Here is a 24,961-nt window from a genome sequence, read left to right on the forward strand (position 1 = left end):
TGGCACGGGCCGGGGGGCACCCCTACGACCCGCAACGGTCACACGCCTCCCGTCACCGCCGTCACGGTCTCGTTCTGCAGCAGGAACAGCCGCTTGCCGTCCGACGTCAGCTTCAGGGACTTGGTGCTGTGCTGGGGGTGGGTCCAGGCCTGCTTGCCCGTGTCCTTGTGGAGGGCCACGGCGTCGAACGACTTGGGGTCCTTGCCGGTGACGTCGCAGACGTAGTCCCCGAGGATCTGGGGGCCGGTGCTGAGCAGGGGGACGCCCCTGATGTCGGTCGCCCAGATCTTCGCGCCGTCGCTGAGGCGGCGGCAGTGCAGCGTCCACGATGCGGCCACGTACAGGCGATCCCCGTCGATGGTGGGAGTGGACCAGTCGGAGCCGTCGGGCGCGGCGCGGACCGTCCACACGTCCTTGCCGTCCTGGAGCCGGACCACCCGCAGCGGTCCGCCGCCCAGGACGACGGTGTCGCCGTGGATCACCGGCATCGCGCCGTAGCCGCCCGCCTTGCGCCGCTCCCAGACCTGCCGTCCCGAGCGGGCGTCGAGTGCGGTGATGTGCCCCTCGTGCGAGTGAAGGATCAGGTGGTTCCCGCTCGCGGTGGCATAGCCGAAGCCGAACACGGTGGGGACGGTCCACAGGACCTTGCGGGTCTTCGTGTCGAGGGCGCGGACCTTCTTGCCGCGCGTCAGGACGTACAGCGTCTCGTCGTTCGCCGCGAGGAGCGTGGCGGCCTCGATCTCCGCGGACCACTGCTCCTTGCCGGACGACGGGCTGAGGGCGTGCACCGCGCCGCCGGCGTCTCCCGCCACGATCTGACCGCCGGGCAGTACCAAGAACTCCGAGGACGGGGTGATGTCCGGCGACTCCCACTTCTTCCGGCCGTCGCCCGCCCCGTGGCCGACGAGTCCTCCGTCCTTCGCTCCGAAGACCACGACGTCGTCGACGGCGAGTGCGGGAGGGCTCCAGGGATCCGCGACCGCCAGCGGACCCCAGGCGCGTGTTCCCGCGGGAGCCGCCTTCGCGCTGTTCTTCGGTGACGGGCCGCTCGGTTCCTCCTCGCCGCTCATCAGCCAGGCGGCCGTGCCGCCTCCGGCGGCCATTACGGCGGCTCCGGCCGCGAGCCCGGTCAGGAACCTGCGGCGGCCGGGAGGCTCTGCGACGACCGTGCCGGGGAGCGTCGACCACTGCTGTGCGCCGGTCTCCCGCTGCTTGATGTCGGTGGCCAACGGGCCCTGCCGCCAGATCCGTTCGGGGCGCCGCGGCGGAGCGAAGGCCGCACGGATCTGATCGGGGGAGGGCCGCAACGCGGGATCCTTCGCCAGACACGGGCCGATGAGCGGGCGCAGCGGTTCCGGGACCCGGCTCAGGTCCGGCTCCCCGTGGACCACTTCGTACTGCACGGCGGCCACATGGCCACCGGAGTACGCCCGTACACCGCTTGCCGCGTAAGCCAGGACGGCCCCGAGGGAAAAGATGTCCGCGGCCGGACCGACGCGCTGCCCCAGCACCTGCTCGGGTGCGCCGAAGCCGGGCGTCACCGGGGCCTGGCCCGTGGTGGTGAGCGTGAGCCCGTGCTCGGGTCGCGCGATGCCGAAGTCGATGACGCGCGGGCCGGAAGAGGTCAGCACGATGTTCGCGGGCTTGAGGTCGCGGTGGATCAGGCCGGTGGCGTGGATGGTCCGGAGTGTCTCGGCGAGAGCGGCGGCGAGGGCGCGCAGGGCCTCGTCGGGGAGCGGCCCGTAGGCGGCGACAGCCTGCTCCAGGGTCGGTCCCGCGAGGAACTCCGAGGCGATCCAGAGACGGCCGCCCTCGGTCTGGGCGGCCAGGACCCGTGCGACACCCTGGCCGGTGACGGCCCGAGCGGCCTCCGCCTCGCGCAGAAAGCGCTGCACCATGTGCTGGTCATGGGCGAGCTGGGGCAACAGGACCTTGACGGCCGCGGCCCGGCCCTGGCTGTCGTGGCCGAAGTACACCTTGCCCATGCCCCCGGCACCGAGCACTCCGACGAGGCGATAGGGGCCGAGCCGGAGCGGGTCGCCGGGGCCGAGAGGGTTCATCCGAGAGTCCTTCATGAGGGGTTCGCGGGGTACTTGAAGGTGAGGTTGACGGCGATGACCTCCTCGCCGTCCGTGAGGACGAGGCGCTTGGCGGACTCGTGGAGGGTGAGGCTCCGTGAGCTCCTGGAGAAGGCCCATTCCTGAGCGTGGGTGCGGAGGTTGACGACGCTGACGCTGCCGCCGGCCGTGACGAAGACGTATTCGCCGTTCACGGCGGGCGGGACCGTCGGCTCGGGAGCCCTTCCGGTCTCCGCCGCCCACCGGAGCTTCCCGTCGGCGGCGCCCACAGCCACGACGCCCATGTCCTTCTCCGCCGCGTACACCACTCCTCCTCGCAGGGCCGGCGTGCCGTACGAGCCCGCCGGGCGGCCCGCTCCGAACGTCCAGGCGACGGCGCCGTCGCTCAGCCGGAGCGCCTGGAGGCGGCGGCCACCCACGTACACGTGCTTGTCGTCCGCGGCGAGACTGTTCGGCGCGAGCGCGGCGTCTCCGGTCTTCTCCCCGGGCACCGTCGTCGCCCACAGCCGTCTGCCCGTCCGCACGTCCAGGGCGCTGACGTCGAGGCCGCCGCCGTTCTGCGCCGGCCGGCGCAGGATCAGCCGGCCGCCGGCGAGGGCGGTGACGATGAGGTCGTCGGCGCTCCCGAGGTCGTACGCACGCAGGGGCGAGCTCCACTTCTCCCTGCCCGTACGGACGTCGAAAGCCGCGACGCTCCAGCTCCCCGTGCTCCCCGCCCTTGCCGCGGCGAGATACGCCGTGCCGTCGGCGACCCTCAGCAGCGCGGCCTGCTGCACGGGTGCGGCGGACTTCGCGAACGGGGCGGCGGGGGACGTCCGGCCGCCGACGGGATCGACGGTGTGGAGCGACAGCCGATGACCGTGTGCGCCGCCGGGGAGCAGTACGTGGATCCGCTTGCCGTCCGTGTGGACGTGCCGGGGATCCTTCACCGCCCCCACGCGCCAGCGGCGCTCACCGCTCAATGCCGCAAGCCCGAGCAGTCCGTCGCCTGTCGCCATCGCGACGATCTCACCGGCCGGAAGCGGCGCGAGCACCGCCTGGCTGCCCTTCGTGCGCGTGACGCGCCTGCCCCAGGCCTGGCGCTCGACCGCGGGAGTCGTCGGAAGGGGGTCCGGCGACGGTGCGCCCGTGGGAAGCGCCGTGCCGCCGCCGGAGCCGCCGCCGGGTCCGCCTCCTCGGTCCCCGGGGCCGCGGAGCCACGACCAGGCGCCGGCGCCGGCGGCCACCAGCGCGAGGGCCGATCCGCCGGAGACGGTCAGCAGCCTGCGCCGGCTCATGGCGGCTGACCCGGTGTCCGGGACGGTCTCGGGGAGCGGCGCCACGTCCGGGGCCGGGAGCCGGTAAGGGGCGTACTGCCAGACCTCCGTCGCCCGCCGGGCGATCTCCGCGAGGAGCGCGTCCGGCAGGTGATCCGCGAACTCGCCGCGCCCGTCGTGGAGTCCGGCGGCGAGCTGCGCCGTGGTGGGGCGCTGCGAAGGGTCCTTGGCGAGGCAGCGCAGGAGCAGCGGCGCCAGAGACGCGGGTACGTCCGTCAGGTCCGGGTCGGCGTAGCGCACGCGATAGAGGAGGTCCGCGGCCTGGCCGGCGCCGAAGGGGCCGTGGCCGGTGGCCGCGTGCACCAGGACGCCGGCGAGGGCGAAGACGTCGCCCGCGGGGGTGTGCTCCTGGCCGGTGGCCTGCTCGGGAGACATGAACGCGGGGGTGCCCGCCGCCGCGCCCACGCGCGTCAGACGGTCGTCGCCGGCCGCGCGGGCGATGCCGAAGTCGATGACCTTGGGACCGTACGCCGTGATCATGACGTTCGAGGGCTTGAGGTCGCGGTGTACGACGTCGGAGGAGTGGAGCTGGCCGAGCGCTCCGGCGAGCGCGGCGCCGAGGGCGCGGACGGTGGGCTCGGGGAGGGGACCGCAGAGCGAGACGGCTTCGTCGAGGGGCGGGCCGAGTACGTACTCCGTGGCGAGCCAGGGGGTTTCGGCCAGCGGGTCGGCGTCGACGACGGCGGCGCCGTGCTGGGAGCCGATGATGCGGGCGGCGTCGGTCTCCAGGCGGAAGCGGGTCCGCGCGGCGGGGTCGGTGGCGATGGCCGCGTGCATGGTCTTGAGAGCGACGGTGCGGCCGCTTGAGGACCGGGCGAGATAGACCGTGCCCATGCCGCCGCTGCCGAGGCGGGCAGTCAGCAGATACCCGGACAGGTGCTGGGGGTCGTCGTGGGTGAGTGGGGAGAGCATGGTCAGGGCGTCCTGATTTCGGTGGAGAGCATCTCCGCGGACTGGCGGGCGAGGGCGGCGACGATGCGGCCGGGGAGCCAGCCGGGGGTGAGGAGCGGGCCCGCGGACGTGAGCACGGTGGCGTGCGGGGTGGGGGGTGCCAGCTCGGTGAGGACGGCGGGCGCGGTGGGGCGGTTCGCCGGGTCCCTGGTCAGGCAGGCGGAGACCAAGGGGCGGAGGGCTGCGGGGAGTTCGGAGCGCTCGGGGACGGTGTGGCCCGTGGCCGCGTACGCGAGCACCGCACCCAGGGCGTAGATGTCGCCGGGTGGGCGGGGGCGGCCGCCCGCCGCCTGTTCCGGGGCGAGGCTGCCGGGCTCCAGTCCCGGCAGACCGGCGCGCGGCTCACCGTCGGGTGCGGCGGCCCGTACCGCGCCGAAGCAGGTCAGCCGGGGGCCGTCGCCCGTCAGGAGCACGGCGGCCGGGGAGACACCGGCATGGGTGAGGCCCTGGGCGTGGGCGGTGGCGAGTGTCTCGGCCACCGCCGCGCCGAGCGCGCGCACCGACTGCTCCGGAAGGGGCCCGCCGTGGACCGCGAGTGCGATGGGCAGGGGCAGCGCGGGCAGGTACGGGGACGCGTACCAGGGGGCTTCTCCCGGCGGTGCGAGCTCGGCCACCGGCGAGACCCACGGGCCGAACAGGCGCTGCGACGCCTCGGCCTCGACCGCGAAGCGGGCCGGATCCGCGCCCGGGAGCGGAGTGCTGAGCAGGACGGTGCGCTCTCCGTCGGTGCGTCGCGCGATGAAGCGACGGTGAGGGACGTACGCATCGTACGGACCCGGAGGATCGAGACGGGTGAGGAGCGCATACGGGCCGATACCACGCGGTGAGTTCAGGCGTGGTCGTTCCATGTGCGAATCCCCCTCTGTTGCTGTTGAGCAACAGGAGCCTACTGAGGGGCTGCTGAGGCGGGTGCGGGCGGGTGCGCGGGCGGGGGAGGGGCCGGCGGCACGGCGCCCCTTGGCCTGCTGTCGTCAGTTGCGGGCCTGGGGGTGGGGGCCGCGTCAGAGACCGTGGCGGGAATCGAACCCACGTAACTCGCTTTGCAGGCGAGCCCCTCAACCACTCGGGCACACGGTCGTGTGTTCCTCGATGCATTGACCGTAGGGGCGGCCCGGGCCCCGCGAAAGGGCGGCGCCAGGGCTGCAATACGACTGCCATACGCCGTTCACGGTGGCCCGTAGCCGCGCCCGTCGGCGTGACCCGTGACCATGACCCGTGACCCGTGACCCGTGACCCGTGACCCGTGACCGTGGCCTGTGACCGTGGTCATGGCTCGCAGGTCATGGGTCGTTGTCCGTGGTCGTAAGCCAGCGGCGGTAGGACCAAGGGACGACCCGGGCCCCGCCCCGCGACAGGGGCCAACCAGCGCGACGCCCCTTACTCTGGGGGCATGACAGCCCTCGAACCGCGCCACCTCGACGTCAGCGTCGACGACCCCGCTGACGACGGCGGCGTCCTCGGTCGCAGCTACCGGGCCCTCAGCATCGGCATCGTCTCCGTCGTCCTGCTGATCGCGTTCGAGGCGACCGCCGTCGGGACGGCGATGCCGGTGGCGGCGCGGGAGCTGGACGGGGTGGGGCTGTACGCGTTCGCGTTCTCCGCGTACTTCACGACCAGCCTGTTCGCGATGGTGCTGTCCGGGCAGTGGGCCGACCGGAGCGGGCCGCTCGGGGCGCTGACCGCCGGGATCTCGGCGTTCGCCGCCGGGCTGCTGCTGTCCGGGGCGGCGTCGACGATGTGGCAGTTCATCGGCGGACGCGCCATCCAGGGGCTGGGCGGCGGGCTGGTGATCGTCGCGTTGTACGTCGTCATCGGCCGCGCCTACCCGGAGCGGCTGCGGCCGCCGATCATCGCGGCATTCGCCGCGAGCTGGGTGATCCCGTCCGTGGTGGGGCCGCTCGCATCCGGAACGGTCACCGAACAGCTCGGCTGGCGGTGGGTGTTCATCGGCATCCCGGTCCTGGTCGTCGTCCCGCTCGCGCTCGCGCTGCCCGCGATACGGCGGCGGGCGTCCGGGCCCGTGGACCCGACGGCGCCCCCGGCGCCGTTCGACGCGCGGCGGATCCGGCTCGCCCTCGGGATCTCACTGGGCGCCGGGCTGCTGCAGTACGCGGCCCAGGACCTGCGGTGGCTGTCGCTCGTACCCGGGGCCCTGGGCGCCGCGCTCCTGGTACCCGCGGCACTGGGTCTGCTGCCGCGCGGCACGTACCGCGCCGCGCGCGGGCTGCCGTCGGTGGTGCTCCTGCGGGGCGTGGCGGCCGGGTCGTTCATCGCGGCCGAGTCGTTCGTACCGCTGATGCTGGTCGCCCAGCGAGGGTTGTCGCCGACGCTCGCCGGGCTGTCGCTCGCGGTGGGCGGGGCGACCTGGGCGCTGGGGTCGTTCGTCCAGTCCAGGCCGCGACTGGAGCCGTACCGGGAGCGGCTGGTGGTGGCCGGCATGCTGCTCGTCGCGGCGGCGATAGCGGCCGCGCCCAGCGTGCTGATCGCGTCCGTTCCGGTGTGGATCGTCGGCGTCGCGTGGGGCTGGGGCTGCTTCGGCATGGGCCTGGTCATGTCGTCGACAAGCGTCCTGCTGCTGAAGCTGTCGGCCCCGGAGGAGGCGGGCACCAACTCCGCCGCCCTCCAGATCTCCGACGGCCTGTCGAACGTCCTGCTCCTGGCCGCGGGCGGCGCGGCCTTCGCAGCCCTCGGCGGCGGGGCGGCCGGCGCCCGTACGGCGGCCGCCGCGACCGCGTCCCACCCGGCCGCCTTCGCCGCGGTGTTCCTTCCCATGGCGGCGGTCGCGCTGCTCGGCGCATGGGTGGCGACGCGCCTCCACCACCGCACCCGCTGATCCGGCCCGATCCAAAAGACAGGCCCTGGCAACCGAGTACGTCACCGCGCCCGTCGCGGAACTCGCCGCGCGGCGGCGCGGGGCCGCGCTTAGCATCGGGCCATGCACGAGCTCACGATCATCCTCACCGATGCCGAACGCGACACGCTCCACGATCTCGCGGACGCACAGGACCGGAGCGCGGAGGAGCTCGCGCACGATGCGGTGCATCACTATCTGCGGGTGCAGAGCGACCGGCTGGCCGCGCTGGCCGGGCGGCTGGCGCAGCAGCACGCGGGTCTGCTGAGGAGGCTTGGCGAATGACCCACCAGACCACGAGCCAGACGCGTCATCTCACCGTGAGCGAGGTGACCGGCATCGCCCGGATCGCCTTCGGCGGGCATCCGCCCGAGCTACGGGCCGGCGGCCTGCTGGAGTCGGCGGTGCACCGGCCGCGGGCACGGATGTACGGGGTCGCCGCGTACCCGGATCTGTACGAGCAGGCCGGCGCGCTGCTGCACGCCATCGCCGCGAACCACCCGTTCGTCGACGGCAACAAGCGCACGGCCTGGCTGTCGGCCGCCGTCTTCCTCGCCCTCAACGGCGCCGACCCGGCGGGCGTCGACCAGGACCGGGCGTACGACCTGGTCGTCGCCGTCGCGGCCGGGGAGCTCACCGATCCTGCGGCGATCGGGGCGGTGTTGCGCACGCTGTGAGCCCGGCCGTCCACGGCGTGGGCGGAGGCTGTGAGGCGGGTCTCACCCCGTCCCGGACCGGCCCCGTGAGGCCCGTGCGGGGGCGGCCGCACCGGTAAGGTGGCCCGGTTGTCGTACGTAACGCCGTAGCCCTGCCTCGAACCGGAGACCGTGACTACTACCGCCTCCCACCATCTCTCACCCGCCTTCCCCGGCCGTGCCCCGTGGGGTACGGCCGGCAAGCTGCGTGCCTGGCAGCAGGGCGCCATGGAGAAGTACATCCAGGAGCAGCCCCGTGACTTCCTCGCGGTGGCGACCCCCGGCGCCGGTAAGACGACCTTCGCGCTCACCCTCGCGTCCTGGCTGCTGCACCACCACGTCGTGCAGCAGATCACCGTGGTCGCGCCGACTGAGCATCTGAAGAAGCAGTGGGCGGCCGCGGCGGCCCGGATAGGCATCAAGCTCGACCCGGACTACAGCGCGGGTCCGCTGAGCAAGGAGTACGACGGCGTCGCCGTCACCTACGCCGGCGTCGGCGTACGCCCGATGCTGCACCGCAACCGCAGCGAGCAGCGCAAGACCCTCGTCATCCTCGACGAGATCCACCACGCCGGTGACTCCAAGTCGTGGGGCGAGGCGTGCCTGGAGGCGTTCGAGCCGGCGACCCGTCGCCTCGCCCTCACCGGTACGCCCTTCAGGTCCGACACGAACCCGATCCCCTTCGTCACGTACGAGGAGGGGAACGACGGCATCCGCCGGTCTGCCGCCGACTACACGTACGGCTACGGGAACGCCCTCGGCGACGGCGTCGTCCGGCCCGTCATCTTCCTCAGCTACAGCGGCAACATGCGCTGGCGCACCAAGGCCGGCGACGAGATCGCCGCCCGGCTCGGCGAGCCGATGACGAAGGACGCCGTCTCGCAGGCCTGGCGCACCGCCCTCGATCCGCGCGGTGACTGGATGCCGAACGTGCTGCGCGCCGCCGACCAGCGGCTGACCGAGGTCAGGAAGGGGATCCCGGACGCGGGTGGCCTCGTCATCGCCTCCGACCAGGACTCGGCCCGCGCGTACGCCAAGCTCATCCGGGAGATAACCGGTACGAAGGCGACCGTCGTGCTCTCCGACGACGCGGGAGCGTCGAAGCGGATCGACGAGTTCAGCGAGAACGAGGACCGCTGGATGGTCGCGGTCCGCATGGTGTCCGAAGGCGTCGACGTGCCGCGGCTGGCGGTGGGCGTCTACGCCACGACGATTTCGACGCCGCTCTTCTTCGCCCAGGCCGTCGGCCGTTTCGTACGGTCCCGGCGGCGTGGCGAGACCGCGTCCGTCTTCCTGCCCACCATCCCGATGCTGCTCGGCTTCGCCAATGAGATGGAGGTCGAGCGCGACCACGTGCTCGACCGGCCGAAGAAGGACGGGGACGAGGACCCGTACGCCGAGTCCGAGAAGGAGATGGACGAGGCGAACAAGGAGCAGGACGAGGACACCGGGGAGCAGGACATGCTGCCCTTCGAGGCCCTGGAGTCCGACGCGGTCTTCGACCGGGTGATGTACAACGGCGCCGAGTTCGGCATGCAGGCCCACCCGGGGAGCGAGGAGGAGCAGGACTACCTCGGTATCCCGGGGCTGCTGGAGCCGGACCAGGTGCAGCTGCTGCTGCAGAAGCGGCAGGCGCGGCAGATCGCGCACAGCCGTAAGAAGCCGGACGAGGAGGCGGACCTGCTGGAGCTGCCGGCCGAGCGGCGGCCGGTGGTCTCGCACAAGGAGCTGCTGGAGCTGAGGAAGCAGCTGAACACGATGGTGGGCGCATACGTCCATCAGAGCGGCAAGCCGCACGGGGTGATCCACACCGAGCTGCGCCGGGTGTGCGGGGGACCGCCGAGCGCGGAGGCGACGGCGGGGCAGATCCGGGAGCGGATCAAGAAGGTGCAGGAGTGGGCCACGCGGATGCGGTGACGCCGCCACGCCGGCTGTGACCACGCCGGCTGTGACCACGCCGGCTGTGACCACGCCGACTGTGAGGGAGGGCCCGGACGCGACCGCGTCCGGGCCCTCCCGGCATGGCGGACGCCTGTACCGGACACCGGACACGGACGCCTGTACCGGACACCTGTGCAGGGCCCCTGTATCCGACGCCTATATCCGACGCCAAAAGGTCCCGGTGAAGCCCCGGTCATCCGGACTTACGGCCCGCAGAAGGGTGCCAAACGGTCCTGGCGCCCGGATTCTGGACGAGGTCTTCCGCTGAGCGGACCAGGCTCGCTACATTCCCTCGCAATGAAACGCCCCGTGGCAGCGCCGCCGCGGAGCGCAGCCGGTGTGCCATGGCCTGCCGGCGGCCTCTCCGTGCGTCGCCGATGGGACCGGTGCCGCTGTACCGCGAGAGCGTCGCCGTCACTCACCTCGAAAGAGAGGGCGTCGTGACCGCGGAGACCTCCCAGACGCTCGACAGGGGACTGCGTGTCCTCAAACTTCTCGCCGACACCGACCACGGCCTGACCGTCACCGAGTTGTCCAACCGGCTCGGTGTCAACAGGACCGTCGTCTACCGTTTGCTCGCCACCTTGGAACAGCACGCCCTGGTCCGCCGTGACCTGGGTGGCCGGGCCAGGGTGGGGCTCGGCGTGCTCCGCCTGGGCCGGCAGGTGCATCCGCTGGTACGGGAGGCGGCGCTGCCCGCGCTGCGCTCACTCGCCGAGGACATCGGCGCCACCGCCCATCTCACGCTGGTCGACGGGGCGGAGGCGCTCGCGGTCGCGGTCGTCGAACCCACCTGGACGGACTACCACGTCGCGTACCGGGCCGGATTCCGTCATCCGCTGGACCGGGGCGCGGCGGGCAAGGCGATCCTCGCGGCCCGTCAGGGCGGTCTCACCGAGCCCGCGTACACCCTCACCCACGGCGAACTGGAGGCGGGCGCGAGCGGTGCGGCCGCGCCGCTCATCGGGGTGACGGGGATAGAGGGAAGCGTGGGCGTGGTCATGCTCGCGGACTCCGTCCCCGAGCGCGTGGGCCCCCGCGTCGTCGACGCGGCCCGCGAGGTCGCGGACGCGCTGCGCTGACGTTCCGGGCTCCCGGCCCCGGAACCGGCACCTGACCCAGGGCTGCCCCGGGACCCGTGCGGGCCCGTACGTACGAGGGGCCGTGACCGTCCCTTGGCCCCAAGCGATCCACGGAGTCCGGGCGGGCTCCGGCCCGACCGGGACGAGTCCCGGGGCCAGTGCGTGGTTCGGACTCGGGCGCGGCACCGCTTCGGGCCCGGGTGCGGCCTGGGCCCGCCTGGAACGGTGCGGCCGGTCCTGGTCGTGACCGGGGTCGGTTCGGGCCCTGCGGGGGGACCGATACATTGACACCGTGTTCTCTCGCCTCAATCGTCTCTCGCGCCCCCGGGCTCTCGCCGTCTGCGCCCTGCCCGTCGGCGCGCTGCTCATGGTCGCGGGGCTCGCGCCGCTGCCGTTCACCGTGGCCCAGCCGGGGCAGACCACGAATGTGCTGGGGACGGACAAGGGGAAGCCGGTGATCACGATCACCGGGGCGCCCGTCCGCAAGACGGACGGGGCGCTGCGGATGACGACGATCCTGGCGACGGGGCCGTCGGTGGACGTCGATCTCGGGGACGTGGTGGACGCCTGGTTCCGTACGGACAGTGCGGTGCTGCCGCACGACTCCGTCTACCCCTCCGGGCAGTCCGACGAGGAGATCGAGAAGCACAACACCGCCGAGATGGAGAAGTCCCAGGACAGCGCGGTGCAGGCCGCCCTGGGCTACCTCAAGAAGAATCCGGACAGCGTGAAGGTCACGCTGAACCTCGCGGACGTCGGCGGGCCCAGCGCCGGTCTGATGTTCTCGCTCGGCATCGTGGACAAGCTCGAAGGCGACGGCGCGGGCGGCGATCTCACCGGCGGCCGCAACGTCGCCGGTACGGGCACGATCGACGCCGACGGCAAGGTCGGCGCGGTCGGCGGGGTGTCCCTGAAGACGCAGGCGGCGGCGCGCGACGGAGCGACCGTCTTCCTGGTGCCGAAGGCCGAGTGCGCTGCGGCCGACGCCGAGCTCCCCGACGGGCTGCGGCTGATCCCCGTCACGGAGCTGAAGGACGCCGTGGCCTCGCTCAAGGCGCTGGAGAAGGGCGGGAAGGTTCCTTCCTGCTGAGTCTGTTGAGCGTGTCGGTGCTGTCGGTGCTGTCGGTGCTGTCGGTCCTGTCGGGCCCGTCGGTCCCGTTGCGTTCCTCGGACGACGTGGCGTCCGCAGCCGCGTCCATGTCGCGCCAGCACGGGAACACGGCCGGTGCGAGCGTCGCCGCGAAGTACAGCCCGCCGAGCGCCAGCAGCGCCGTCGGCAGGCCCGTCTGTTCGATGAGGTAACCCGCGGCGAGGCCGCCGAGCGGGGTCGTCAGGAGCACTCCGGCCGTGGTCACGCCCGCGACCCGGCTGCGCAGTCCGTCCGGGATCCGTTCGTAGAGAACCGTGGTGAGGATCGGATTGAGCATGCCCGCGCCGAGTCCGGCCACCGCCATCGTCGCGGCGAGAGGGACCGTGCTGTCCGTGAACGCCGCCACCACGAAGCGCGGCAGCCCCGCCAGCAGGAACGCCACCGTGAACAGCACCCGTCGCGGGAAGCGGTGCCCGACCGCGGCGTAGAGCAGCGCGCCGAGCAGTGCGCAGCCCGCCATCACCGCCACCAGCAGGCCCAGATGGCCGGCACCGCCGAGGTTCTCCTTGGCGTGGACCGGCAGGAGCACCGCACTCCAGCCCTGGTCGAGGCCGTTGGTGAGCATCACCATGACCGTGATGGCGAGCAGCAGCCGACTGCCGAGCAGGAAGGAGTAGCCCTCCCGTAACTCGGCACGGTAGGCCGCGAGTGAGACCGGCGTGGCAGCCGGTCGTGGATCGGCCGCGCTCAGACTGCGTACGCCTGCGAAGACCAGCAGCGCGGAGCCGCAGAAGGTCGCGGCGTCCAGCAGCAGGACCGCCTCCGCGCCGGTGAACGCGATCAGCAGGCCCGCGAGCGCCGCCCCGGCCATCCGCGCTCCGCGCGAGACCGCGTCGAAGAGGCTCGCGTGGGTCAGCGATGTGCCCGCAGCCTTTGCGAGGTCGGGGACGAGGACAGAGCGCGCCGTCTCGCCGGGTGCGTGGAACAGACCGGTGACGGCCATCAGTGCGCACAGCATCCAGAACGCGAGCGCGTCCACGTAGTGCAGCAGCGGGATCGCGGCGATCGCGAGCGCGCAGACCAGGTCGGAGACGATACTGACGCGGCGGCGGCCGATCCGGTCGATGACCGGGCCGCCCGTGAGCGCGGAGACGACGACCGGCAGGGTCGCGCAGAAGGCGACGAGCCCGGCCTTGGCGGGGCTGCCGGTGGTCTGGAGCGCGAACCACGGCACGCCGACGAGCGTGAGCGAATTCCCGGTGATGGATACGGCGTTGGCGGCCAGCACCCCGGCGAGCGGCCCGCGTCCCCCCGGCTCCCTCATGCGATGCGCGCGGTCTGCGTGGGCTGCTGCTGCACCAGACGCAGGCCCGACTCGACGAGCTTCCGGTCACGTAGCGTTCGGATCGGGGCATGTCGGGGACGCAGGGCGTACTCGGCTGCCTCGCACCCCAGCTCGGCGACGCGTATGGAGTGCAACTGCAGATGGACGTAGGGATGCATGACGGTGGGTCCCTTCGGTCGGTCGCGTCAGCCGGTCGTGTCGGTCGGTCACGTCAGCCGGTCGTGTCGTCGGGCGCTCAGTCGGCCGCGCGCGGGAAGGAGTGCAGATGCATTCGGACCTGGGCGGCGTCCTCGGTCCCGGGGGCGGGTGCGAGCTCCCGGTAGCTCTCGATGAGCTCATGCAGCTGCCCGCTCAGCTCGAGGGCGAGCGCGGGGGTCAGCCGCAGGGTGAAGTCGCTTATCTCCGAGCTCCGGCGCCAGTCCTCCGGCCAGTCGCGTGCGGTGCCGAGCCAGGTGCCGACCTCCTGGGTGTGCAGCGTCGCGATCTCGTGGATCAGGAGCTGCGCGGCCCCGCGCACCGCAGGGTCGGGGTCGTCGAACAGGGCGTCGTCCATGCTCGTCCCCTCGTCGGCCGCCTTCCACCAGCGCTCCCGGCCCTTGCCGCGCCCGGGATCGTCCTCGACGAATCCGTGTGCGGCCAGCTGGCGCAGGTGGTAGCTGGTCGCACCGCTGGACTCGCCCAGCCGGTCGGCCAGTTGGGAGGCGGTTGCGGGCCCGTCGTGGCGCAGCGTGATCAGCAGCCGCATGCGCAGTGGATGGGCGAGGCCACGCAGGGAGCGCGGGTCGAGCGGGCGATATGTGGGCTCTGCGGGCTCCGGCATGATGCAAAGGTAGTGCTGCAAAGGAAGCCTTGCAAAGGAAGCGTTGCAGCAAGTTCTTTGCAACTTTGTGTCAGCCGGCGTCCTCCGCGGCCTGCTCCACCAGCGGGATGATCCGCAGCGGCACCGGGTTCTCCATCACGATCGCTGTGGACGCCCGCACGATGCCCTCGAAGCCGACGACCCGGTCGATCACCCGCTGAAGGTCGGCGTTGGAGCGGGCGACGAGCCGGCAGAGCATGTCGCCGTGGCCGGTCGTCGTGTGCAGCTCCAGCACCTCGGGCACGGTGGCCAAATGGGCCCGTACGTCGGCGCCTTGCCCCTGCTTGATCTCCAGCGTCGCGAACGCGGTGACCGGATAGCCGAGGGCCGCCGGATCGACGTCGGGGCCGAAGCCCCGGATGACCCCGTTCGACTGGAGCCGGTCCAGCCGCGCCTGGACGGTGCCGCGGGCCACCCCGAGCCGGCGGGAGGCCTCCAGGACGCCGATCCTCGGCTCCCGCGCGAGCAGCACGATGAGCCTGCCGTCCAGATGATCGATCGCCACAGCAGCCTCACAAGTAGTCATCCTGTACAGATAGCCCGAACAAATCGGATGCACGCTGAGCAGGTTGCCCAGTCGATACACAAACTATTGCGCAGCTTGTGGAAGGGAGGGAGTCTGCCGCCATGACAGAGACCCTGGATCACACCCCTCACACCGCCCGGCAGGCCGACCCCTTCCCGGTGAAGGGAATGGACGCGGTCGTCTTCGCCGTCGGCAACGCCAAGCAGGCCGCGCACTACTACTCCACGGCCTTCGGTATGAAGCTCGTCGCCTACGCGGGACCCGAGACCGGCAGCCGTGAGACCGCCTCGTACGTCCTGACCAACGGCGCGGCCCGCTTCGTGTTCACCTCCGTCATCAAGCCGGCCACCGACTGGGGCCGCTTCCTCGCCGACCATGTCGCCGAGCACGGCGACGGCGTGATCGACCTGGCCATCGAGGTGCCGGACGCCCGCGCCGCCTACGCGTACGCGACCGAGCACGGCGCCCGCGGCCTCACCGAGCCGTACGAGATCAAGGACGAGCACGGCACGGTCGTCCTCGCCGCCATCGCCACGTACGGCAAGACCCGCCACACCCTCGTGGACCGGTCCGGCTACGACGGCCCGTACCTGCCCGGCTTCGTCGCCGCCGACCCGATCGTCGAGCCCCCGGCCAAGCGGACCTTCCAGGCCATCGACCACTGCGTCGGCAATGTCGAGCTCGGCCGGATGAACGAGTGGGTGGCCTTCTACAACAAGGTCATGGGCTTCACCAACATGAAGGAGTTCGTCGGCGACGACATCGCCACCGAGTACTCGGCGCTGATGTCGAAGGTCGTCGCGGACGGCACACTCAAGGTGAAGTTCCCGATCAACGAGCCCGCGATCGCGAAGAAGAAGTCGCAGATCGACGAGTACCTGGAGTTCTACGGCGGGGCCGGTGTCCAGCACATCGCGCTCGCCTCGAACGACATCGTCGCGACCGTACGCACCATGCGCGCGGCCGGGGTCCAGTTCCTGGACACGCCCGACTCGTACTACGACACGCTCGGCGAGTGGGTCGGCGACACGCGCGTGCCGATCGAGACCCTGCGCGAGCTGAAGATCCTCGCCGACCGCGACGAGGACGGCTACCTGCTGCAGATCTTCACCAAGCCGGTCCAGGACCGGCCGACCGTCTTCTTCGAGATCATCGAGCGGCACGGCTCGATGGGCTTCGGCAAGGGCAACTTCAAGGCGCTCTTCGAGGCGATCGAGCGCGAGCAGGAGAAGCGCGGAAACCTGTGACCCGCTGATCCGCTGACCCGCACCGGGTCCCTCACCGGCCTGCTGCTCCACGGTCCTGACCCCGTGGAGCAGCAGGCCGACGGCTTTTCCTGCCCGCACCGCCGCAGGCCGTTATGGTCGGCGTATGGCCAGGATCAATGACGTCGGAGGCCTGCAGGGTTTCGGGCCCATCGACACTGCCGACGACACCGAGCCCTTCCACGCCGACTGGGAAGCCCGGGTCTTCGCGCTCAACTCCGCGCTCATCGCCCGCAAGGTGTACAACCTCGACGAGTTCCGCGACGCGGCCGAGTCCATGGCACCGGCCGAGTATCTGGCGGCGTCGTACTACGAGCGCTGGTTCTTCGCGATCCGTACGCTCCTGGAACGCAAGGGCGTCATCGAGGCGGGCGAGCTCGATGACTGACCGCTTCCGCACCGGCGCGCGCGTACGCACCGTCCACCACGACCCCCCGCACCACACCCGCCTGCCGCGCTACGCCCGCGGGAAACACGGCACCGTCGTCGAGCCGGAGGGCCCCGCGCTCCTCGCCGACCGGAACGCGCGCGGGACGGGCGACGCGCCCCGGGAACAGGTGTACGCGGTCAGATTCGCCGCCCGGGACCTGTGGGGCGCGGGCGACCACGACGTCGTACTCAACCTGTTCGAGAGCTATCTGGAGGACGACCAGTCGTGACCGGCCAGCACACCGACGCGGTGATCTCCCGCCGGGTACGCCGCCTGGAGACGCTCCTGGAGGAGCGTGGCCTCGTCGCGGGCGCCGCGCTCGACGAGGTGCTCGACGCGTTCCTGACGGGCGCCTCCCCGGCGAACGGCGCGCGTGTCGTCGCCCGCGCCTGGACCGACCCCGCCTTCCGCGCCCGTCTCCTCGCCGATGGCACCTCCGCCGTTGCCGAACTCGGCCTGTCCGCCGGCGGAGTCCAGCCACAGCGGCTGCGCGTCGTCGAGAACACCCCGGACACCCACAACGTCATCGTCTGCACGCTCTGCTCCTGCTACCCGGTCCGGCTGCTCGGCCCGTCCCCCAGCTGGTACAAGAGCGAGGCGTACCGGTCCCGCGTGGTCCGCGAGCCCCGCGCCGTGCTCGCGGAGTTCGGCCTCCAGCTCCCGGCCACCACCGGCATCACGGTCTGGGACTCCACCGCGGAGACCCGCTACATGGTCCTCCCCGTCCGCCCCGCCGGTACGGAGGACCTGGACGAGGCCGCACTCGCCGCGCTCATTCCGCGCAACGCCCTCATCGGCACAGCGGTGCTGTGACGATGCCGGGGGGCGCCGGGGGGGTAGGAATACCCCCCGGCGCCCCCCGGCGACCTCGGGTCGGTGGGTTCGCCGGTCTGGGTTCGGGGTTGGGAAGAAGCTTCCTGGCACATTCCGGCGACCTCGTGCCGGCGTGTCTCTGGGTTCGGAGGTTGGGGAGGAAGCTCCCCGGCGCTTCCCCGTGCCCTCGGGCCGGCGTGTCTCCCCGCCCGCGTCCGGGGCTCGGGAGGAATACCCCGACAGCAGCGTGCCCCGCCCGCGTGCGGGGTCGGGGGCGTGGGGGCGCCCCGCCAAGACGGGGTCGGCGCTGTGCCCCCGCCCCGCATTCCCCGGGGCGGGGGCACGTGTTCGTCAGCCCTGCGACGGATCCGGCGCCGACGGCGTCGGGGACGACTCGGACTCCGAGGACTCGGGAGACTCGGAAGTCTCCGTGGATTCGGCGGCCTCAGGGGACTCGGAGCCCCTCGACGACTCCCCCTCCTCCCCCTCCCGGGACTCCTCTTCGGACGCCTCGTCCTCCGAAGGCTCCGCAGACTCCTCGGACGCCCCCTCCTCGGACTCCGCGGACTCCTCGTCCTCCGAGGGCTCCGTCGTCGTCCAGGGCTCGCCCTCGACGTCCACCGGGCCGCCCGGCGCGGGCTCGCCCAGCGCCGCGAGAGTCCGCTTCGCCGGCCCCACCAGCAGCGGGGAGAAGTACGGATTGACGCGCAGCGCCGCCGCCAGATGCCGCCGGGCCGGGCCGTCCTGGCCGAGTGAGCGCTCGATCTCGCCCCGGTGGTACAAGAACAGCGCGTTCCGCATGTCGAGCGCGGCGGCCGCACGCTTCGCGTACTTCAGCCCTTCCTCCGCCCGCCCCGCCCGGTACAGCGCCCATCCCAGTGCGTCCGACACGTACACACTCCGGTGCCCGCGCTTCCACTCCCGCCCGAGCCGGGCCACCGCAGCCTTCGCGTCCCCGTGGTCCGCTTCGTACCGCGCGAGCGTCAGCTCCTCGCTCGCGCCGTTCTTCCGCGCCTCCCGCGCGAGCCTGCGCACGTTCGCGTACTGCGTACGCGCGTCACCGTCGAGCTTCATCGACTCGTACAGTTCACCCGCCTCCAGCGCGTACTCAGCCAGCGGCAGCTTCTCCAGCGCGTCCTGGTAGTCCCGGAACGCCTCGCCCTTGCGACCCAGCGCCGCGAGTGCCCGCCCCCGCCCCGCCAGCGACGGATGGTGCCCGGAATCGATGCGCAGCGCCGAGTCGTAGTACCCGACCGCCTCCGCCGGCTCGCCCCGCTCCCACGCCAGCTCGCCCAGCCGGTGCAGGGACATCGCCTTCTCCGCCGGGCTGCCCGAGTGCGTCATCGCGTCGTACGCCATGGCCGCCGCGTCCTCCGGCCGGCCGCGGTCGCGGTACACCTGGGCCCGGCGCGCCAAGGCCGGGGCGGCGGAGGGCCGCAGCGCCACCAGTTTGTCCGTGGCCTTCTGCGCGGCCGGGTACTCGCCGAGCCCGTTGTACGCGTCGATCAGCACCGGATAGGCGGTCCACCGCTTCGGCGCCCGCGCCCGCACACTCTCGCCCCACCGCTTGGCCGCTCGGTAGTCCCGCTCCGCGTTCGCCAGCGCCGCCATCCCCAGTTGCGCGTCGACGTTGCCCTGGTTGCCCGGCAGCGCCGTCAGCGAACGCTTCAGCGCCTTGCGGGCCTTCGGGAAGTACGAAGAGTCCCCGGCCAGCGTCGCCCGCGCCACATACGCCGAACCGAGGACCGCCCACGAGTAGTCGTCGCCCGGGTGTCTGCGCAGCCACTTCTCCTGCTCCCCGATCAGTGCCGACAGCTCGCTCAGCGACGCCGGCGCCCCGACGCTCGCCGCGAGCATCGCCCGCGCCGCAGCGCCCCCCGCGGGCGGTGAGGCGTCGTCATCCCGGTCGGGGCCGAACACCATGACCCCGCCGACCAGCGCCCCGGCGACCAACGAGGCGACCATGACATTCCGGATGTTTGGCGCATATCGCGTCTTCATGGCGTCACTGTGCGCCACTCGTCCGTCAATACGAAGAGCACACTCGGCGGCGCGACGCGTATCGGGGACGGGTTCACACCGATGGCCCCGGGTGCCAGGCTGGGATCATGGAAGAACTCCTCGCACGGCTGCGCACGGGTCTGCCCGCCGAAGCGCTGATCACCGACCCGGACGTCACGGCCTCGTACGCCAACGACATGGCGAGCTTCTGCGACGCGGGCACCCCCGCCGTCGTCGTCCTGCCGCGCACGGTCGAGCAGGTCCAGCACATCATGCGCACCGCGACCGCCCTGCGCGTCCCGGTCGTCCCGCAGGGCGCCCGCACCGGACTGTCCGGCGCCGCCAACGCCTCGGACGACTGCATCGTGCTCTCACTCGTCAAAATGGACCGGATCCTGGAGATCAGCCCGGTGGACCGGATCGCGGTCGTCGAGCCCGGAGTCATCAACGCGACACTGTCCCGTGCCGTGGGTGAGCACGGTCTGTACTACCCGCCGGACCCCTCCAGCTGGGAGATGTGCACCATCGGCGGCAACATCGGCACGGCTTCCGGTGGACTGTGCTGCGTCAAGTACGGCGTGACCGCCGAGTACGTCCTCGGCCTCGACGTCGTCCTCGCCGACGGCCGCCTCCTCAGCACCGGCCGCCGCACCGCCAAGGGGGTCGCCGGATACGACCTCACCCGTCTCTTCGTCGGCTCCGAGGGCAGCCTGGGCATCGTTGTCAAAGCCGTCCTCGCGCTCAAGCCGCAACCACCCCAGCAGCTCGTACTCGCCGCGGAATTCCCCTCCGCGGCCGCCGCCTGCGAAGCCGTCTGCGCGATCATGGAGCGCGGCCACGCCCCTTCGCTCCTGGAGCTCATGGACCGTACGACCATCCGTGCGGTCAACAAGATGGCGCAGATGGGCCTCCCCGACACCACCGAGGCGCTGCTGCTCGCCGCTTTCGACACCCCCGACCCCGCTCCCGACCTGGCCGCGGTCGGCGAGCTGTGCACGGCGGCGGGAGCCACCCAGGTCGTCCCCGCCGAGGACGCGGCCGAGTCCGAAATGCTGCTCCAGGCGCGTCGGCTCTCGCTCACCGCCCTGGAGACCGTCAAATCCGCGACGATGATCGACGACGTCTGCGTACCGCGTTCCCAGCTCTCCGCGATGCTCGACGGCACGGCGGCCATCGCGGAGAAGTACGACCTCACCATCGGCGTCTGCGCCCACGCGGGCGACGGCAACACCCACCCCGTCGTCTGTTTCGACCACACCGACCCCGATGAATCCCGCCGCGCCCGTGAGTCGTTCGACGAGATCATGGCCCTCGGCCTGGAGCTCGGCGGCACGATCACCGGCGAACACGGCGTGGGCATACTGAAGAAGGAGTGGCTCGCCCGCGAACTCGGCCCGGTGGGCATCGAGTTGCAGCGCGGCATCAAGCAGACCTTCGACCCCCTCGGCATCCTCAACCCGGGCAAGATCTTCTGAGACCTCCGGACCAGGACCAACGCCCGATGGTACGGACGCAGCTCCCCGCATAGCGTGAAAGGACACGATGAAGAAGGAGGAGCCGTGTCCGCACGCCTTGACCACACCATCGTCCACAGCCGCGACCGCTTCGCCGGGGCCCGTTTCCTCACCGAGCTGATCGACGCACCCGAGCCGAAACCCTTCGGCCCCTTCGCCAGCGTCCCGCTGGCCAACGGAGTCACGCTCGACTACCTCGACGAGGGGGCGGAGACGGACATCGTCTCCCAGCATCTGGCGTTCCTCGTCTCCGACGAGGAGTTCGAGGAGATCCTCGGCCGGATAAAGGAGCGGGAACTCCCGTACTGGGCCGACCCGATGCACGCCGAACCGCAGCAGATCAACCACCTCTTCGGCGGCCGCGGGGTGTACGTCGACGACCCCGACGGCCACTCCATCGAATTCATCACTCATACCTACGTCTGACCTGCCTGACCTGCCTGACCCGAGCCCGACCCCGTGCCTGACCCGTGTCCGACCCGAGTCCGATTCACGTCCGACCCGAGTCTGATCCACGTCTGATCCACGTCTGATCCACGTCTGATCACGTCTGGTCCGTGTCCGACCCGTCGTGACTAGGCCTCGCCGTCCTGAGCCTCGTCGGACGGCCACGGTTCACGCAGATACAGATCGTCCGCCGGAGTCGGCGCGAGCAGCTCCGCCAGCTCGTCGTCGATCCCCAGCTGCTCCGACTCCGTCCCCGGGGGCACCGCCCGCAGCGTCCGCTCCAGCCAGGCGGACACCTGCGCGGAGGGTGCCTCCAGCAGGGCGTCGCCGTCCGGTGACGTCAGCGCGATCAGGATGACGCTGCGGCCCTCGACCTTGGTCGGCCAGATACGGACGTCGCCGTGCCCGCACGGCCGGAAGATCCCCTCGACCAGCAGTTCACGGGCGAAGGCCCAGTACACGGGGTGCTCGGAGCCGACATGAAAGGTGATGTGCACGGCGTAGGGATCGTCCGTGCGGTAGGTCAGCCTGGCCGGTACAGAGGTGCTGTGCTCCGGCGACAGCACCAGCTTGAGTTCCAGCTCGCGTTCCACCACGGTGTGCATGAGAGTGCGACTTCCTTTCCTGGTACGAGGCCCTGGAGCGGGCCACGCAGGGAGAGAGCGCCTTCCCCGCCGACTATTACGCGACTTTCGCCATCAACTTCTCAGTGACATGGCACATGAGCGTGCCGGTGGGGCACAGCGTTACCGGAAAGTGGTCCTTAGGACGGGATGGGCCCAGGTGCGTGCGACGGTCTGATAGATGTGGACCCTTGAGTCGACGCCCTCGATACCCTCGACGCCTTCCAGGAGATACGGGACCACGGTGATGAGTGCCCCAACCCCGGCAACCGGCGATGGCAGCCCCACGCCCGGCTACTACCCCGATCCGTCCATCCCCGGATATGTCCGTTACTGGAACGGTGCTTCCTGGGTGCCGGGTACGAGCCGACCGACGCCGAAGGACGGCGAGGCGATGCCGTCGCCGCCGCCCTCGGCCGTGGCGGCCGGCACCCCGGCCGCCCCAGCCGTCCCGGCTGCTCCGTCGGTCCCGTCGGTCGAGGAGACCGGGCCAGTCTTCTTGGACGAGGACCCGGAGCCGTCTGCCGACGTCCGCCCCGAGCCCTCCTCCGCCTGGCAGGCCGACGCCTCCCGCCAGACCGGCTTCGGCGGCGACCGCGACCGCCGTGTCTCCTGGGGCTCACCTGCGCAGGACCCCCGCGCGGGCGGTGCGCCGGGAGTCGGCACGGACAGTTCGGCCCCGGCCGCCGGCCAGGCCTGGGACCGGCTGCCCGGAGACGTGGCGGCGGGCGGACGCCCGGACTCCCGCGCAGGCGGCGCGGCGGCGGCGCAGGACCCGCGCACGGCGGGCCCGGCCGCGGACCGCACGCCCGGGGTCCGGTTCGACCGAGCGGCCGGCCAGGCGGCGGATCGCTCCGACGCCGCGCAGGCGGACCCGACCGGGGGCGCGCTCCCGGGCGTGCGCAGCGTGGGCGGGTCCGGGGCCGGGGCCGATGAGGCACAGCCGGTCACCGACGGCACCGTCACCATCCGCGCCCAGCGCCCGCAGGGCGGTACGCCGCCAGCCGAGGGCACGATGGCGATCCGTACGATGACGCCGCAGCAGCCGCAGCCGCAGGCTCCGCAGCAGCCCCAGGCTCAGCAGCTGCCCCCGCAGCCGCAGCAGCAGGCCCAGCCCCAGGTCCAGCAGCAGGCGCAGCCTCAGGTCCCCGCGCAGCAGCAGCCGCCGCTGTCCGCCGGGGCGGGCGGCGGATCCGCTTCGTGGGCCCAGCAGGTGCACCGTCTCGCGCAGCAGCAGACCGATGAACCGCCGGTCGTGCCGTGGAAGCCCCCGGTCAACGACCCCTTCCTGCAGGCAGCGCAGGCCCAGGCCGCGGCCCGCCCGGCCGGCCTCGGCAAGCGGTTCGTGGCCCGGCTGATCGACACGGTCGTGCTGGGCGCGCTCGCCGGAGCGGTGTCCTTCCCGTTCGTCTCCAAGGCGCTGACGCACATCGACGACAAGATCCAGGCGGCGAAGATGTCCGGCGAGACGGTCACCGTGTGGCTGCTCGACGGTACGACCGCCACCCAGTTCGGTATCGCGTTCGCCGTGCTGCTCGTACTCGGAGCGCTGTACGAGGCACTGCCGACCGCGAAATGGGGCTGGACGCTCGGCAAGAAGCTGCTGGGCCTGGAGGTGCGGGACATCGAGTCGCACGGGCCCCCGCAGTTCGGCGCCGCGCTGCGCCGCTGGCTGGTGCACGGGGTGCTGGGCGTGCTCCTCATCGGCGTGGTCAATGTGCTCTGGTGCCTCTTCGACCGGCCGTGGCGGCAGTGCTGGCACGACAAGGCGGCGCACACGTTCGTGGCCGGCTGACGTACTGGGCCGCACTCCGGCTGACGCCCTGTCAGCCCTCTGGCCCCGAGGGTCCCCCGAACGGCACCGAGCCGTTGCGAGACCCGGCCGGGCGGGGTGCACTGCCCCCATGAGCAACGATCAGCCGCCCGGCCCGCCGCCCGAGGAAGACCCGTTCCGCAAGAGGCCGCAGGAGCCGCAGGGACCGCAGGAGCCCCCGCCGCCTCCGGGCGGCCCGCCACCCTGGGGCCAGCCGCCCCCCGGCGGGCCTCCGCCGGGTGGGGGTCCTCCGTACGGTGCACCTCCGCCTCCTCCTCCAGGAGCGGGGTCCCCGTACGGTCCACCGTACGGCGGCGGTGCGCCGCCTCCGCCGTACGATGCGAGCGCCTACGGTGGTGACCCCTACGGCGGGGCCGATCCGCTCCGTGGCATGCCGCCGCTCGCGAACTCCGGCAGGCGCATCCTCGCCCGCTTCCTCGACTGGCTGATCGTCAGCATCCCGCTCGCGATCCTCGGGGTTGTCTTGTTCTTCGCCACGGGGCCCGATACTGACGACTGGGAAAACGGCGTTGGTGATGTGTTCACCGTCTCCGCGTTCGGGTTCTGGTTCATCTCGCTCGTGGCGTATGTCGCCTACGACACCCTGATGGTCAGACGGAACGGTCAGACCCTCGGCAAGAAAGTGATGAACCTGCGCGTCGCGATGCTCAACGACGGGAGCACTCCGGACACCGGCTCCGCGCTGATGCGGGCCGTGGTCTTCTGGCTGCCGACCATGATTCCGTACTGTGTCGGCCTCGTCTGGTTGATCATCCTGCTGATCATGATCCTGGTCGACAAGCCGTACAAGCAGGGGCTGCACGACAAGGCCGCCAAGACCGTGGAGGTGTCAGCGGCGTAGCGAATGCTCGCCGACGCGGGGCTCGGCCCCGGCGTGGGCGACGGGCACCCGGGCGGCGGAATCCGCGGAGGCGTCCGCGGTGCGGGCGGGACCCGCGAGGGCGGCGGCATGGTTCACAGGGACCGTGCGCGCCGCCTTCGCCTTTGTGGGCAGGGGCACGGTCACGGCGACCAGCAGGCCCAGCGCGAGGGCGGAGACCCCGATCACCGCGACGCCGATACCCGTCGTGGTGCGGGAGAGCAGAAGCATGGCGACGGTCGAGACGACGACAGTGGCCGAACCGTAGGCGAGCTGTGCGGCAGTCGGACGCGGCATGACGGTTTCCGTCCCTCGAAGCATCAATTCGGTGGTGTCGCAACGGGTCGCACTGTCTGGCGACTCTACGACGGTGGATGCCCGAGAGGAACCGGTAGTAAGCGTGACCTAACCCACGGTGCCGGTGCACTGGGGGCGCATCGA

General features: G+C 71.8%; 24 protein-coding genes and 1 tRNA gene. 14 read left to right on the top strand and 11 right to left on the bottom strand.

Annotated features, from left to right (window positions below; all coding sequences use genetic code 11):
* Positions 1-38 precede the first annotated feature (38 nt).
* The 4 genes from AC0699_RS19285 to AC0699_RS19300 all read right to left on the bottom strand — a co-directional run bounded on the left by AC0699_RS19285 (position 39) and on the right by AC0699_RS19300 (position 5,422).
* Positions 39-2,060 (bottom strand): serine/threonine-protein kinase, encoded by a 2,022-nt coding sequence (locus AC0699_RS19285; RefSeq protein ID WP_478661583.1) that lies wholly within the window; start codon positions 2,058-2,060, stop codon positions 39-41.
* Positions 2,061-2,071: 11 nt separating this feature from the next.
* Positions 2,072-4,306 (bottom strand): serine/threonine-protein kinase, encoded by a 2,235-nt coding sequence (locus AC0699_RS19290; RefSeq protein ID WP_478661586.1) that lies wholly within the window; start codon positions 4,304-4,306, stop codon positions 2,072-2,074.
* 2 nt (positions 4,307-4,308) lie between these two features.
* Positions 4,309-5,193, bottom strand: coding sequence for a protein kinase family protein (locus AC0699_RS19295; RefSeq protein ID WP_478661588.1), 885 nt, complete (start codon positions 5,191-5,193; stop codon positions 4,309-4,311).
* Between the two features lie 157 nt (positions 5,194-5,350).
* Positions 5,351-5,422: transfer RNA gene (locus tag AC0699_RS19300), tRNA-Cys, on the bottom strand.
* Positions 5,423-5,735: 313 nt separating this feature from the next.
* On the opposite strand from AC0699_RS19300, the gene AC0699_RS19305 reads away from it, so the two are divergent.
* From AC0699_RS19305 to AC0699_RS19330, 6 genes are all read left to right on the top strand, one after another.
* Positions 5,736-7,178: an MFS transporter gene (locus AC0699_RS19305; RefSeq protein WP_478661591.1), complete on the top strand. Its 1,443-nt coding sequence runs from the start codon at positions 5,736-5,738 to the stop codon at positions 7,176-7,178.
* Between the two features lie 102 nt (positions 7,179-7,280).
* Entirely contained in the window at positions 7,281-7,481 is a 201-nt protein-coding gene (locus AC0699_RS19310; RefSeq protein WP_453668838.1) for a hypothetical protein, read from the top strand.
* Positions 7,478-7,873, top strand: coding sequence for a type II toxin-antitoxin system death-on-curing family toxin (locus tag AC0699_RS19315; protein WP_478661595.1), 396 nt, complete (start codon positions 7,478-7,480; stop codon positions 7,871-7,873). The genes AC0699_RS19310 and AC0699_RS19315 overlap by 4 nt, the downstream gene beginning before the upstream one ends.
* A gap of 150 nt (positions 7,874-8,023) precedes the next feature.
* On the top strand, positions 8,024-9,808 hold the full coding sequence (locus AC0699_RS19320; protein WP_478661598.1) for a DEAD/DEAH box helicase: 1,785 nt from the start codon (positions 8,024-8,026) through the stop codon (positions 9,806-9,808).
* Positions 9,809-10,272: 464 nt separating this feature from the next.
* Entirely contained in the window at positions 10,273-10,914 is a 642-nt protein-coding gene (locus tag AC0699_RS19325; RefSeq protein ID WP_266373770.1) for an IclR family transcriptional regulator, read from the top strand.
* A gap of 292 nt (positions 10,915-11,206) precedes the next feature.
* Complete coding sequence (locus AC0699_RS19330; protein ID WP_478661601.1) at positions 11,207-12,004, top strand: S16 family serine protease; 798 nt, start codon at positions 11,207-11,209, stop codon at positions 12,002-12,004.
* Here the strand turns inward: AC0699_RS19330 and AC0699_RS19335 are convergent.
* The 4 genes from AC0699_RS19335 to AC0699_RS19350 all read right to left on the bottom strand — a co-directional run bounded on the left by AC0699_RS19335 (position 11,964) and on the right by AC0699_RS19350 (position 14,713).
* On the bottom strand, positions 11,964-13,328 hold the full coding sequence (locus tag AC0699_RS19335; RefSeq protein WP_478661604.1) for an MFS transporter: 1,365 nt from the start codon (positions 13,326-13,328) through the stop codon (positions 11,964-11,966). The two genes, AC0699_RS19330 and AC0699_RS19335, sit on opposite strands and share 41 nt — an antisense overlap.
* Complete coding sequence (locus AC0699_RS19340) at positions 13,325-13,507, bottom strand: hypothetical protein (RefSeq protein ID WP_478661605.1); 183 nt, start codon at positions 13,505-13,507, stop codon at positions 13,325-13,327. The genes AC0699_RS19335 and AC0699_RS19340 overlap by 4 nt, the downstream gene beginning before the upstream one ends.
* A gap of 77 nt (positions 13,508-13,584) precedes the next feature.
* A complete protein-coding gene (locus AC0699_RS19345) occupies positions 13,585-14,169 on the bottom strand; it encodes an ArsR/SmtB family transcription factor (protein ID WP_478661607.1) in 585 nt (194 codons plus the stop codon).
* 70 nt (positions 14,170-14,239) lie between these two features.
* On the bottom strand, positions 14,240-14,713 hold the full coding sequence (locus AC0699_RS19350; protein WP_453668213.1) for an Lrp/AsnC family transcriptional regulator: 474 nt from the start codon (positions 14,711-14,713) through the stop codon (positions 14,240-14,242).
* Between the two features lie 122 nt (positions 14,714-14,835).
* Here AC0699_RS19350 and hppD point away from each other — a divergent pair, with 122 nt between their 5' ends.
* The 4 genes from hppD to nthA all read left to right on the top strand — a co-directional run bounded on the left by hppD (position 14,836) and on the right by nthA (position 17,242).
* Entirely contained in the window at positions 14,836-15,981 is a 1,146-nt protein-coding gene (gene hppD, locus AC0699_RS19355) for a 4-hydroxyphenylpyruvate dioxygenase (RefSeq protein WP_478661610.1), read from the top strand.
* Positions 15,982-16,105: 124 nt separating this feature from the next.
* A complete protein-coding gene (locus AC0699_RS19360; RefSeq protein WP_478661612.1) occupies positions 16,106-16,387 on the top strand; it encodes a hypothetical protein in 282 nt (93 codons plus the stop codon).
* Positions 16,380-16,658 (top strand): SH3-like domain-containing protein, encoded by a 279-nt coding sequence (locus tag AC0699_RS19365; RefSeq protein WP_478661614.1) that lies wholly within the window; start codon positions 16,380-16,382, stop codon positions 16,656-16,658. The genes AC0699_RS19360 and AC0699_RS19365 overlap by 8 nt, the downstream gene beginning before the upstream one ends.
* Positions 16,655-17,242 carry a nitrile hydratase subunit alpha gene (gene nthA, locus AC0699_RS19370; protein WP_478661616.1) on the top strand — a complete coding sequence of 196 codons (588 nt, stop codon included), beginning with the start codon at positions 16,655-16,657 and terminating at the stop codon, positions 17,240-17,242. Before AC0699_RS19365 ends, nthA begins: the two co-directional genes overlap by 4 nt.
* 351 nt (positions 17,243-17,593) lie before the next feature.
* Here nthA and AC0699_RS19375 read toward each other — a convergent pair whose 3' ends face one another.
* On the bottom strand, positions 17,594-19,243 hold the full coding sequence (locus AC0699_RS19375; protein ID WP_478661618.1) for a tetratricopeptide repeat protein: 1,650 nt from the start codon (positions 19,241-19,243) through the stop codon (positions 17,594-17,596).
* Positions 19,244-19,350: 107 nt separating this feature from the next.
* Here AC0699_RS19375 and AC0699_RS19380 point away from each other — a divergent pair, with 107 nt between their 5' ends.
* Positions 19,351-20,718: an FAD-binding oxidoreductase gene (locus tag AC0699_RS19380; protein WP_478661621.1), complete on the top strand. Its 1,368-nt coding sequence runs from the start codon at positions 19,351-19,353 to the stop codon at positions 20,716-20,718.
* A gap of 84 nt (positions 20,719-20,802) precedes the next feature.
* Positions 20,803-21,183 carry a VOC family protein gene (locus AC0699_RS19385; protein WP_478661624.1) on the top strand — a complete coding sequence of 127 codons (381 nt, stop codon included), beginning with the start codon at positions 20,803-20,805 and terminating at the stop codon, positions 21,181-21,183.
* A gap of 149 nt (positions 21,184-21,332) precedes the next feature.
* On the opposite strand, the gene AC0699_RS19390 is transcribed toward AC0699_RS19385, so the two are convergent.
* Positions 21,333-21,809: an SsgA family sporulation/cell division regulator gene (locus AC0699_RS19390; protein WP_478661626.1), complete on the bottom strand. Its 477-nt coding sequence runs from the start codon at positions 21,807-21,809 to the stop codon at positions 21,333-21,335.
* A gap of 265 nt (positions 21,810-22,074) precedes the next feature.
* Between AC0699_RS19390 and AC0699_RS19395 the strand changes: the two genes are divergently transcribed.
* Positions 22,075-23,622 carry an RDD family protein gene (locus AC0699_RS19395; protein ID WP_478661628.1) on the top strand — a complete coding sequence of 516 codons (1,548 nt, stop codon included), beginning with the start codon at positions 22,075-22,077 and terminating at the stop codon, positions 23,620-23,622.
* 109 nt (positions 23,623-23,731) lie between these two features.
* Positions 23,732-24,502, top strand: a complete 771-nt coding sequence (locus AC0699_RS19400; protein WP_478661630.1) for an RDD family protein — start codon at positions 23,732-23,734, stop codon at positions 24,500-24,502.
* Here the strand turns inward: AC0699_RS19400 and AC0699_RS19405 are convergent.
* Positions 24,491-24,817: a hypothetical protein gene (locus AC0699_RS19405; protein ID WP_478661632.1), complete on the bottom strand. Its 327-nt coding sequence runs from the start codon at positions 24,815-24,817 to the stop codon at positions 24,491-24,493. The two genes, AC0699_RS19400 and AC0699_RS19405, sit on opposite strands and share 12 nt — an antisense overlap.
* Positions 24,818-24,961 lie beyond the last annotated feature (144 nt).

The sequence above is a fragment of the Streptomyces sp. NPDC043870 genome, from assembly GCF_056435785.1.

Coding starts and splice junctions, on each gene's coding strand:
- AC0699_RS19365 (WP_478661614.1), top strand. CDS start 16,380: ATGACTGACCGCTTCCGCACCGGCGCGCGCGTACGCACCGTCCACCAC.
- AC0699_RS19305 (WP_478661591.1), top strand. CDS start 5,736: ATGACAGCCCTCGAACCGCGCCACCTCGACGTCAGCGTCGACGACCCC.
- AC0699_RS19395 (WP_478661628.1), top strand. CDS start 22,075: ATGAGTGCCCCAACCCCGGCAACCGGCGATGGCAGCCCCACGCCCGGC.
- AC0699_RS19315 (WP_478661595.1), top strand. CDS start 7,478: ATGACCCACCAGACCACGAGCCAGACGCGTCATCTCACCGTGAGCGAG.
- AC0699_RS19360 (WP_478661612.1), top strand. CDS start 16,106: ATGGCCAGGATCAATGACGTCGGAGGCCTGCAGGGTTTCGGGCCCATC.
- AC0699_RS19390 (WP_478661626.1), bottom strand. CDS start 21,809: ATGCACACCGTGGTGGAACGCGAGCTGGAACTCAAGCTGGTGCTGTCG.
- AC0699_RS19335 (WP_478661604.1), bottom strand. CDS start 13,328: ATGAGGGAGCCGGGGGGACGCGGGCCGCTCGCCGGGGTGCTGGCCGCC.
- AC0699_RS19310 (WP_453668838.1), top strand. CDS start 7,281: ATGCACGAGCTCACGATCATCCTCACCGATGCCGAACGCGACACGCTC.
- AC0699_RS19375 (WP_478661618.1), bottom strand. CDS start 19,243: ATGAAGACGCGATATGCGCCAAACATCCGGAATGTCATGGTCGCCTCG.
- AC0699_RS19345 (WP_478661607.1), bottom strand. CDS start 14,169: ATGCCGGAGCCCGCAGAGCCCACATATCGCCCGCTCGACCCGCGCTCC.
- AC0699_RS19290 (WP_478661586.1), bottom strand. CDS start 4,306: ATGCTCTCCCCACTCACCCACGACGACCCCCAGCACCTGTCCGGGTAT.
- AC0699_RS19285 (WP_478661583.1), bottom strand. CDS start 2,060: ATGAACCCTCTCGGCCCCGGCGACCCGCTCCGGCTCGGCCCCTATCGC.
- AC0699_RS19295 (WP_478661588.1), bottom strand. CDS start 5,193: ATGGAACGACCACGCCTGAACTCACCGCGTGGTATCGGCCCGTATGCG.
- AC0699_RS19340 (WP_478661605.1), bottom strand. CDS start 13,507: ATGCATCCCTACGTCCATCTGCAGTTGCACTCCATACGCGTCGCCGAG.
- AC0699_RS19380 (WP_478661621.1), top strand. CDS start 19,351: ATGGAAGAACTCCTCGCACGGCTGCGCACGGGTCTGCCCGCCGAAGCG.
- AC0699_RS19405 (WP_478661632.1), bottom strand. CDS start 24,817: ATGCCGCGTCCGACTGCCGCACAGCTCGCCTACGGTTCGGCCACTGTC.
- hppD (WP_478661610.1), top strand. CDS start 14,836: ATGACAGAGACCCTGGATCACACCCCTCACACCGCCCGGCAGGCCGAC.
- AC0699_RS19400 (WP_478661630.1), top strand. CDS start 23,732: ATGAGCAACGATCAGCCGCCCGGCCCGCCGCCCGAGGAAGACCCGTTC.